We start from the raw sequence: 2,360 nt of genomic DNA, 5'->3' as shown, positions 1-2,360 counted from the left end.
GGTACTATTGATGCCATGGATGATGCTGCCTTGGCGGCTTTGACCACTTACCATAATACCCCACGTGGTAACGAGGATCAAAAACGGGCGGCATTACAAGTTCTTAATACCACTTTAAATTTAGTTGTTGGAGTTGATTTCGGTCAACAAGCGAATCTTCATAATGCAGAAGCTAATTTAATCGATGCGGCAGTTGTAGCCAAGCATACTTCTTTGACCAATGCCAAAACTATTACCGATGCCATTAACACTAATTTAACAATGGGCAACGACGAAGCTGTAAACGCAAATATCCGGACCGTTCTGAGAGGTATTGCGACAGCGCCTAACATGAATACTGTTAGAATGAGGTTAAACGATGCGAGGGTTATACTTGGAAATGTTGATTTAAGTACTGCATTGACTACTGAAGACTTGTTGTCAAATACCGATGCACGAGATATAAAAAAACGAGCTAAAGAAAAGTATTATTTTTTTCTGATTTCAGATGCCATTAAAAAAATTGATCAGCCTCAACTCTTAGAGCGTATTGCTGCAGCGAGAGATGAAGATCAGATAGTTGCTGAAATAAATAGGCAACGAACCAGTTGGCGTTTTACTCGAGATTTTGTAAGAAATCATCTATCAGATGGAGATTGGCTGGAAATAAAGAGACAAGCTGGATTAAAACTTGCCGCCATTAATACAAAGCCAAATATGGCAGATTCCTTTTGGCAAACAGGAAAAGATCCTCGTCTCGAACATTTTACTGATAAATTAGTAAGAAATGATGGGACCGTATCGGATCCTACTCCTTCAAATGTGGCTCCAAGTACAGGTGCTGTGGGTATTCGTACTGCAAATCCTATTGAAACTCGTTATCAAGGGGTGAAATTACAGCAAGGAGATAAAATTGAGTCAGTTGCCAACTTTCCCCAAAAAGCTAGAGGTCAAAATGCTGCACAAGATACAGCTACAGGAAAGTTAGTTCAGGATCATACTGGTAAAGTAACAGATGTAACAGATGCTGCTGAACGAGATAAAATGACGGAACAAGAAAAATCTCAGATGGCAATTAAACAAGCTAAAATGCTCATAACCAATTTGAAGGGAACTGGTGAGCAAACTGTCTTTATTACCGGTGACGATCAGCATCATGCAGATAGAGTCTATGCCGCGCTTCTCTTAATGAAAAACGATTTAAAATTTAAAATAGAATCCCATGTTCCTGGCTGTGAAGGGCCACGTAAGAGAGCGGGATTTGAATTGCAATCAACTGTTGATGATAAATTTATCAAAGATAAGTTGAGGGGCTACAATGATAAGGCGCTGGAAGGTTTTAAAACAGAGGCTAAGGATTTCATTGCTAATACCAAAAAATCACGAGAACAAATGTCTCTTATGAGAGGTGGGCAAGCTGGGAGTTCGACAGATGCATTGAAGGTCGACGAACACCTAACTGCTTCAGGAAAAAAAATATAATTAGATCTCGTTTCTTGAGGCATGATAGGTATATTTTGAGACTATGAGAAAAACTCTACACGTGAATTAAGTAAACGCACTGGAACGTGTGGAGTGCTATTAAAATTCATACAGGGGGTTACACAATTGAATTCAAACCAACTGGCGATTGGTGTATTTGACTCAGGGATGGGCGGCTTAACTGTTTTGCGTGCATTGCGGGAGGGTCTACCGCAAGAATCGTTTATCTATCTGGGGGATACAGCTCGACTTCCTTATGGTACTAAAAGCCCAGATACGGTAAAACAATATGCCATGCAAATGGCAAAATTGCTGGTGGAGCGGCGAATTAAGGCTTTGGTAATTGCCTGTAATACAGCCACTACCGCCGCATTACCGTATTTACAGGAAATGTTACCTGGTATGCCTGTGCTTGGTGTGGTTGCACCAGGTGCTGCGGCAGCTGTTGCGGCAACTGAAAACAAACGCATTATTGTTTTGGCTACCGAAACAACGATTGCATCCAATGCATACCAAAATCTAATTACCCAACACGTACCCCAGGCAATAATTAATACTCGCGCGTGCAGCGTTTTGGTTGCTTTAGCAGAAGAAGGGATGGTGAACAATCAAGTTGCTCGCGAAGCGTTAAAACATTACCTGGATGGTTTTACTAACGAAGATACGGTGCTCCTGGGATGTACGCATTTCCCTGTATTTAAGCCTTTGTTGCGCGATTTGTTACCTAAAGGGGTTGCTATAGTTGATTCAGCACATGCCACGGCACTCGCCCTGCATCAGTTGCTCGAAAAGCAGGATTTGTTGAATGATATTCCTTCTGTCGGGCGTTCAGTAAGTTACATGGTAACCGACTCAATCAAGCGCTTCCAGATTGTTGGCGAGATATTCTTGGGCGAGCG

At 41.8% G+C, this 2,360-nt stretch carries 2 protein-coding genes; both read left to right on the top strand.

The genetic code is table 11. From position 1 onward, the window contains the following. Positions 1-1,461: hypothetical protein (locus DGG96_RS21005; RefSeq protein WP_165831653.1), on the top strand; the 1,461-nt coding region annotated here is incomplete at its 5' end. A gap of 126 nt (positions 1,462-1,587) precedes the next feature. Beyond that, on the top strand, positions 1,588-2,360 hold a 773-nt coding region (gene murI / locus DGG96_RS20420; RefSeq protein WP_110144299.1), incomplete at its 3' end, for a glutamate racemase.

This window comes from Legionella qingyii (assembly GCF_003184185.1).
This window is presented reverse-complemented; position numbering and strand designations above follow the sequence as displayed.